Source organism: Streptomyces sp. URMC 127, assembly GCF_051386535.1.
In the GTDB taxonomy this organism is placed as follows: Bacteria; Actinomycetota; Actinomycetes; order Streptomycetales; family Streptomycetaceae; genus Streptomyces.
Window position 1 is genome coordinate 1 of the sequence record NZ_JBPQTW010000302.1, and the last position, 6,676, is coordinate 6,676.

The window sequence follows — 6,676 nt, forward strand, 5'->3', positions numbered from 1 at the left end:
CGCCCCCACCCCCGCGGCCAACGCCCCGTGCAGCGCGTCGAACCCCAGCTCAAGGACCGCACCCGCCAGCGTCGCGAACGTCTCCAGCTCCGCCCGTACGCCCGCGTCCGCCGCGCGCGCGCCCGCCCGCTCCAGCAGGAGGGACAGGAACTGGTCGCGACGCTCGCGGGCGATGGGGAGGTAACTGCGGCGCAGGGCGGGGCTGTTCAGCAGGATGCGGGAGAAGGTACGCGCCTGGGGGAGGGAGTCCTCGGCCAGGATCGTCTCGAAGGCCTCGGCGCAGGAGCGGCGTACCCGTTCGATGATCTCCGTACCGGTCGAGGCGCCGCGCACGGCCTCGGCGATGTCCGGCTCGAACTCCAGCCGGCGGCCGAAGAAGATGTCCTCTTTCGACGCGTAGTGCGTGAAGACCGTGGCCGGCGCGACGTCGGCTGCCGCGGCGATCCGGGTGAGCGTCACGGCCTCGAAGCCCTCGTCCGCGAAGAGGCGGAACGCGGCGTCGGCGATGGCGCGGCGCGTGCGCTCGCGCTTGCGGCCGCGGATCCCGGCGGGGGCGGGCGCGGCCGGAGCGACGCGGGTGGCCGTCGAGCTCGTGGTCATGACCCCAGGATAGCCGTGCGGCAAGTAAAAGTAGAGGTGCTACATTTTTAGAGCACCTCTACTTACGCGGGCGTGCCATGGGCGCACCGTCGCCCCGCCGCTGCCCGCCGCCGGTCCACCCGCCGTTGGAGGACGTCACTGCCATGCGAGCCGCCGACCCCCCATCACCCCGCCCCGCCATACGCGGGGCCGGCCGGTTTCCGGCCGGCCGGGCGCCGTCCGCACGCGCCACGAGCGCGATTCTCCTGATCGCCTGCACGGCCCAGTTCATGGTCATCCTCGACGTGTCCGTCATGAACGTGGCCCTGCCGGCCATGCGTGCCGACCTCCGGCTCGGCCCGGCGGGCCAGCAGTGGATCGTCAGCGCCTACACCCTCGCCTTCGCCGGTCTGCTGCTCCTCGGCGGCCGCGCGGCCGATCTCGTCGGCACCAGGCGCGCCTTCCTCGCCGGCGTCACGGTCTTCACCCTCGCCTCCCTCGCCGGCGGCTTCGCCACCCGGGGCTCCCTGCTGATCGCCGCCCGCGCGGTCCAGGGCGCCGGCGGGGCCGTCCTCGCGCCCGCCACCCTCACGCTGATCATGCGTACCTTCACCGAACCCGCCGCCCGTACGCGGGCCATGGGCGCCTGGAGCGCGGTCATGGCGGCGGGAGGCGCGGTGGGCGGCGTCGTCGGCGGGGTGCTCACGGAGTACGCGGGGTGGCGGTGGGTGCTGTTCGTCAACGTGCCCATCGGCGCGGGGCTGCTGGCCGCGGCGCTGATCTGCGTACCGGCCGTGCCCGGCACCCCCGGCGGGCTGCGCCGCCTCGACCTCCCGGGCGCGCTGACCGTGACCGCGGGCCTGACGTCCGTCGTCCACGGCACGGTGGAGAGCGAGACGCACGGGTGGGGCGCGTGGCAGGTGTGGGGCCCGCTCGCGGCCGGGGTGCTGCTGCTTGCGGCCTTCGTGGCCGTCGAGGCGCGGGTCGCCCACCCGCTCGTCCCGCTCGCGACCCTGCGCCGGCGCACCGTCGCCACCGCCAACCTGCTGGTCATGGGCATGGGCGCGGCCGCGTTCTCCATGTGGTTCATGCTCTCGCTGTACTTCCAGCAGGTCCTCGGCCGCAGCGCGCTCGTCGCCGGGCTGTACTACGTGCCGGGCTCGGCGGCCGTCGTCGTCGGCGCGCAGACCGCCACCCGCCTCCTGGCCCGTACGGGGCCGCGTCCGCTCATCCTCACGGGGATGACGATGAGCACGGCGGGGCTCCTGTGGCTGTCGCGCATCGGTGCGCATGCCGATGGCGACTACGTACGGGACGTGCTGGGGCCCTTCGTGCTGGCGACCCTCGGCGCGGGCCTGTCCCTCATGCCCGTCACGGCGGCCGCCACCGGCGCCGCGGCCCCGCACGAGGCGGGGCTCGCCTCCGGCCTCGTCAACACGTCCCGCCAGGTCGGCGGGGCGCTGGGGCTGGCCGTGCTCGCCACGGTGGCCGCGCACGCGGGCGGGGGAGCGGCGGGGTACGGGACGGCGCTGCTGGTGGGCGCGGCGTGCACGGCGGCGGCGGGCGCGGGCGCGCTGGCGCTGCCGCGCGCGCGAGAAACCCACCGGTAACCCGGTGGGGCCGCTGATCAGGCACGATGCCTGTGATTGCGGCGTAGGGCCGCCCGGGAAGGGAAGCACGATTCACATGAGTGGGCTCGGCATTGGAACTGGCAGCACATCGAGGCGAACTCCGGCCCCCTCTTCGTCTTCGGCTTCCTCGCCGCCTACCGGGGCGTGGCCCGCTTCCTCGGGTTGAGCGTCCTGGTGATGGCGGGCTGCGGGCTCACTGCCTGGGTGTTCGGGGACCATGGCATCGCGTACGTGGTGCTCCGGGGCCTCTTCGACCGGCACCTGATCGACAGCTTGATCGGCGTCGTCATGGCGGGGTCGTACGCCTGCCTCCTCACCGCGGCGGTGCCGGGCGCGCCGGGGAGCCGACTCGGAACGTAGCCTTCCTGCCCGGACCCAGGACAACCCGCGCGCGGCCCTCCACAAGGAACTCGACGAACTGGGCCTGCTGTAAAAGAGCCCGACCGGAGCTGACCTGACCTGGCCTGACCTGATCGGACCGGGCACAGAATGTCGGGCAGGAAAGCACGCGGCCTTCCTAAGGTGACTGAACGTAAGGGGAAGGAGATCCGCGATGCTGGACCGGCTGAACGAGGCCCTGGAACACATCGAGTCGCATCTCGACCGGCAGGTCGACGTGGCCGAACTGGCACGGATCGCGGTGACGTCGGAGTACCACTTCCGCCGGCTGTTCTCCGCGCTGGCGGGGATACCGCTGTCGGAGTACGTGCGGCGCAGGCGGCTCACCGTGGCGGGCGCCGAGGTGCTCGCCGGGGAGCGGACGCTGCTGGAGATCGCGGTGCGCTACGGCTACGGCTCGGGGGAGGCGTTCGCGCGTGCGTTCCGCTCCGTGCACGGGGTGGGGCCGGGCGAGGCCCGGCGGACCGGTGCCGCCTTGCGGAGCCAGCCGCGGATGTCCTTCCGCCTCGTCGTGGAGGGGAGCAGCAGCATGCGGTACCGGGTGGTGGAAAAGGCGGAGTTCCGTGTGGCCGGGAAGAAGGCCCGGGTTCCCCTGGTCCACGAAGGGATGAACCCGGCGATCGCCGCATTCATCCGGGGCATCGACCAGGAGACGATCCGGCGCATCTCCGCACTGTCCGACCAGGAGCCGGAAGGAATCGTGGCGGTGAGCGACGGCCTCGACCCGAGCCGGGCCGAGGGCACCGCATTCGACTACTACCACGGCGCGGTGACCACGGCTCCCGCCGTACCGGAGGACCTGGACGTTCTCCCGGTCCGGGCCGGCGCCTGGGCGGTCTTCGAGAACACCGGCCCGTTCCCGCATGCGCTCCAGCACCTGTGGCGCGACGTCTTCACCCAGTGGTTCCCCTCCAACCCGTACCGCAGCCGCCCGGGCCCGGAAATCCTCCGCGTCCGCCTCTCCGAGACGAACGGAGACCCACAGGCGGACGCGGAGCTGTGGATACCCGTGGAGCGGGCGACGGGCTGAGCGGTGCCGTCGGACGACCATGAGGAAACGGGCGAGTGGCGGCCCCTGCGGGCCGCTGATCCCCATGCCGGAGCTGACGCCGGATGCCCTGCGGGCTGCGGTCGCCAAGATCGCCCCTAGCCGTGTCCCCGCTCTGACACAGCACCTGTTCGAGGCCGCCACCCATGCCCGGAACGTCGGCGGCCTGGCCCCGTTGCGGGCCTTCGTCCATTCCTGGGCCGTGTTCGTTGCCATCGAGCGCCGGCCCGGGCGTGCGATCAGGCTCCGCGAGCTGGAGCGGATCGTGGACGAGGGAGAAGCGGACCCCACAGCCGCACTCGCCGAGATCCAGGCCATCCGCGCGGCCGCCGAGAGGGAAGCCGGTTTGTGATCGCGCTTGCGAACGGGGACGCGCCCCAGCGGGCCCTCACCCCGCTGTCAGTTCTCTCTCCAAGGGCGTGCGGAAGCGTGGGGTGACTCGGATCGGGCCCAGCCAGGACGACAGGCGTGCCGCCTCCGTGGCGATCGCCGACTCCGCCTCCGCGCCCGCGTCCGTGAGCAGCCGCCAGGCGATCTCGCCGTTCGCGCGCTGGGCCCAGCCGCCGATGATGCGGCCGTTCCACCACACCGTGGGGCCGACGTTGCCGGCGCGGTCGTAGAGCGCCGGGACGTGGTCCGGGGAGAGGTACCAGTCGCGGCCGCGCCAGCCCATGGCCGTCGGGTCGAGGGCGGGAAGGAGCGCCGCCCACGGCCCGGGGCCGGCACCGTCGCCCGCGCCGTCCTCCTCCACATCGTCCGGCAGGACGTGGCCGCGCTCCCCTCCCGCCAGTTCCACCTCGCACGCGCCGACATCCGCCAGAGCCCGGCGCGCGTCGCCGAGGTTCCAGCCCGTCCACCACTTCAGGTCCGCCTCCGTGGCCGGCCCGTACGCGGCCAGCCAGCGCCGCGCGAGCCCCGCCTTCGCCTCCCGCACGTCCATCTCGGGGATCGGCGGCACCGGCGCCCACGGGTAGAGGCTGCTGGTCCACGAGCCGCGCGGCCGGGCGCGGCGCAGGTGACCGTCCGCGGCGAGCAGCCGCAGCACCCGGCTGCCGATGCTCTGCCGCCCCTCGTACGGCTTGCCCGGCGACATCAGGAGCGTCTCGCGCAGGGCAGGCACGTCCTTGCTCAGCTCGGCGGTGGTCGCCTCGCCGCGCGCGGCCAGCGCGTCCAGGACCTCCCGCTCGGTGCGGGCGAGCCGCTGCTCGTCCCAGGGGGCGTGCCCCTCGGCGTTCTCGCGCAGGTGCTTGAGGAGCGTCGCCCGCTCGCGGAGCGCGATCGCGCGGGCGGTCGAGGAGCTCACGTACGCGGCGAGCTCCGTGGTCACGGCGAAGAGCGTCCGCCGCATGGACAGCAGCTTGACCAGGGACACGTCCTCGTACAGCGCCCGCTCCACGTCACCCGGCGACGGCTCGGCCAGCCGCGCGCAGGCCGAGAGGTAGACGGTCGCGGCGTCGGTGGCGTGCAGCCCGACCACGGCGTCCGCGACCTCCTCGGTGGAACCGGCCCGGTGGGCGGGGTGCAGGCGGTGGCGCCGGGCGAGCCGTGCGCGGCGCGAGTCGTCGGAGATGCGCGGGCGGGCGGTGCTGCTGCTCATGGGGGCGAGCGTAGAGCGGATATAGGACGGAACCTGTCCTCCGCGCCCCGCGCGAGATCGGTGTCCGGGGCAATCCCTGAAGCGGGGTCCGGGCAGCGTAGGGGGCGAGTCGGGGCGATGCCCGATGCGGAGAATGATCTTGGGCGGAAGACTCGGAGGCATGGAGCAACTGAAGAGGAAGGCCCCCGGTCACGGCGCCCGGCTGGCCACGGCGCTCACCGCCGCCTTCGCCGCGATCACGAGCGCGGGTACGGGTACGGGTACGGCCGCGGCGGCCGACGCCGCCGTATCCAGGCCGGACAAGCAGGCACTGGAGCAGTCGATCGCCGGCTTCCCGAACGCGGACGTGAGCGGAGCGCTGGTCCGCGTCGCCGGCCCCGGCGGCCACTGGTGGGGCACCTCCGGCGCGGCGGACAAGGCCACCGGCGCCTCCGTCCGCTCCGGCTCCTCCTTCCGCATCGGCAGCATCACCAAGCTCTTCACCGGCACGGTGATGCTCCAGCTCGCCGCCGAGCACCGGGTCGACCTCGACGCCCCGGCCCGGCGCTACGTGCCCGGACTGCTCCCCGGCGCCTTCCAGGACGTGAAGGTCGGCCAGCTCCTCGACCACACCAGCGGCCTGCCGGGCCCCTCCGCGCTGACCTACGGGGACGGCTCCAACAAGTGGTTCGCCGAGAACCGCTTCCGGTCCTGGACGCCCACGCAGATCGTCAAGGCGGCCGTCGACGGCCAGGCACCGGCCTTCCCGGCCGGCACGGCCCAGCAGTACAACGGCATCAACACGCACGTCGCCGGCCTGATCATCGAACGCGTCACCGGCCACCCGTACGCGGACGAGGTCCGCCACCGCATCACCCGCCCGCTCGGCCTCCGCCACACCTACGTCCCCGCCGCGGACGACGTCACCCTCCCCGAACCGCACGCCCACGGCTACCGCACGGTGGACGGCTCGCTCGTCGACGTGACCGAGCAGAGCCCGTACGAGTGGGCCGAAGCGGGCATGATCTCCACCGCGGCCGACCTGGACCGCTTCATCACGGAGCTCTTTCGCGGACGGCTCCTCCCGCCCTCCCAGCAACAGCGGATCTTCGACCTCCCGGACGTCCCCAACGCGCCGGGCAACCGCCACTGCGCGGCTCCCGGCTCCACCGGTGATCCCGCCGACCCCGGCCGCGCCTGCTTCAGCCGCCTCGGCCTCATGCGGACGGAGCTGCCGGACGGCACGGTCGTCTGGGGCAAGACCGGCTCCCTGCCGGGCTACGTCAACGGGGTCTTCGCGAAGCGGGATCTTTCACGGCGGGTCGTGTATTCCCTCAACTACAACAACCCGCCGGGTTCGAGCGAGCTGAAGTACGTCCTGAAGATAGCGAGGGCGGCGTTCGCCGCCTCGGCGGAATGAGAAAGGGGCGGACGCTTAGGCGT

At 73.3% G+C, this 6,676-nt stretch carries 7 protein-coding genes; 5 read left to right on the forward strand and 2 right to left on the reverse strand.

The features are described 5' to 3' along the window. On the reverse strand, nt 1-600 hold a 600-nt coding region (locus ACSNOH_RS32510; protein WP_436725045.1), incomplete at its 3' end, for a TetR/AcrR family transcriptional regulator. A 269-nt stretch (nt 601-869) separates the two neighbouring features. On the opposite strand from ACSNOH_RS32510, the gene ACSNOH_RS32515 reads away from it, so the two are divergent. The 4 genes from ACSNOH_RS32515 (at nt 870) to ACSNOH_RS32530 (ending at nt 4,009) form a co-directional block, all read left to right on the forward strand. Then, nucleotides 870-2,189: an MFS transporter gene (locus tag ACSNOH_RS32515; protein WP_436725046.1), complete on the forward strand. Its 1,320-nt coding sequence runs from the start codon at nt 870-872 to the stop codon at nt 2,187-2,189. 36 nt (nt 2,190-2,225) lie between these two features. Continuing rightward, nucleotides 2,226-2,570 carry a hypothetical protein gene (locus ACSNOH_RS32520; RefSeq protein ID WP_436725047.1) on the forward strand — a complete coding sequence of 115 codons (345 nt, stop codon included), beginning with the start codon at nt 2,226-2,228 and terminating at the stop codon, nt 2,568-2,570. 193 nt (nt 2,571-2,763) lie between these two features. Beyond that, a complete protein-coding gene (locus ACSNOH_RS32525) occupies nt 2,764-3,639 on the forward strand; it encodes an AraC family transcriptional regulator (RefSeq protein ID WP_436725048.1) in 876 nt (291 codons plus the stop codon). Nucleotides 3,640-3,703: 64 nt separating this feature from the next. After that, nucleotides 3,704-4,009, forward strand: a complete 306-nt coding sequence (locus ACSNOH_RS32530) for a hypothetical protein (RefSeq protein WP_436725049.1) — start codon at nt 3,704-3,706, stop codon at nt 4,007-4,009. 36 nt (nt 4,010-4,045) lie between these two features. Here ACSNOH_RS32530 and ACSNOH_RS32535 read toward each other — a convergent pair whose 3' ends face one another. Further along, the gene (locus tag ACSNOH_RS32535) at nt 4,046-5,254 is read right to left on the reverse strand and encodes a winged helix DNA-binding domain-containing protein (RefSeq protein WP_436725050.1); all 1,209 of its coding nucleotides are present in this window, start codon (nt 5,252-5,254) and stop codon (nt 4,046-4,048) included. 160 nt (nt 5,255-5,414) lie between these two features. Here ACSNOH_RS32535 and ACSNOH_RS32540 point away from each other — a divergent pair, with 160 nt between their 5' ends. After that, the gene (locus ACSNOH_RS32540) at nt 5,415-6,653 is read left to right on the forward strand and encodes a serine hydrolase domain-containing protein (RefSeq protein ID WP_436725051.1); all 1,239 of its coding nucleotides are present in this window, start codon (nt 5,415-5,417) and stop codon (nt 6,651-6,653) included. Nucleotides 6,654-6,676: the final 23 nt, after the last annotated feature.

Excerpts from the sequence above, each read along its gene's own strand:
- ACSNOH_RS32515 (WP_436725046.1), top strand. The coding sequence starts at position 870 with ATGGTCATCCTCGACGTGTCCGTCATGAACGTGGCCCTGCCGGCCATG.
- ACSNOH_RS32525 (WP_436725048.1), top strand. The coding sequence starts at position 2,764 with ATGCTGGACCGGCTGAACGAGGCCCTGGAACACATCGAGTCGCATCTC.
- ACSNOH_RS32530 (WP_436725049.1), top strand. The coding sequence starts at position 3,704 with ATGCCGGAGCTGACGCCGGATGCCCTGCGGGCTGCGGTCGCCAAGATC.
- ACSNOH_RS32535 (WP_436725050.1), bottom strand. The coding sequence starts at position 5,254 with ATGAGCAGCAGCACCGCCCGCCCGCGCATCTCCGACGACTCGCGCCGC.
- ACSNOH_RS32540 (WP_436725051.1), top strand. The coding sequence starts at position 5,415 with ATGGAGCAACTGAAGAGGAAGGCCCCCGGTCACGGCGCCCGGCTGGCC.